The sequence below is a fragment of the Vibrio sp. 1580 genome (genome assembly GCF_033340055.1).
Genome location: NZ_JAWOVT010000538.1, coordinates 1 through 571, shown reverse-complemented (window position 1 = coordinate 571; position 571 = coordinate 1). Strand labels below are relative to the sequence as shown.

Genomic DNA, 571 nt, shown 5'->3' with positions numbered 1-571 from the left:
CTTACAACATTCCTGACGAACAAATCATCGGCAGCGCGTTGAAATACGAATACAGCTTTAATGATGGTCAGCCTAAAGTGATGAAGTTGGGCGAACTGTTAACGCTCGATGATAAAGAAGTGAAAGTCGAAAACATCCAGTACATTATTGGTAAGAAACCAGTGCTCGCCGTTGGTAACTCGGACGGAGACCAAGCGATGATGCAGTGGGCGACAAGCCAACCAAACTCTATGGCGATGATTGTGCATCACACTGACGAAGCGCGCGAGTGGAAATACGACCGTCAATCGGACGTTGGCCGCTAAGATAAACCGTTAGACGAAGCCACTGCGCATGACAACTGGCAGCTTATCGACATGAAAAACGATTGGTGCGCTGTTTATTAAACAGGAGTGCTGTTCGAAGCCCAATCAATTTACGAACCAAGACCGAAAAATTCCCCACGCTTTGGGGAATTTTTCTATTTGCATGCCAAATTCTTGTATTTCTTCACGATCACTTCACGCTTCATCACACAAAATGCGCTTCTACTCACTAAGTTGATTTGAAGAGGCAAAATTAGAATGAACAA

At 44.7% G+C, this 571-nt stretch carries 1 pseudogene; it reads left to right on the top strand.

The features are described from left to right. Window positions 1-386: pseudogene (locus R7093_RS27040) on the top strand (haloacid dehalogenase-like hydrolase); the annotation flags it as partial. Window positions 387-571 lie beyond the last annotated feature (185 nt).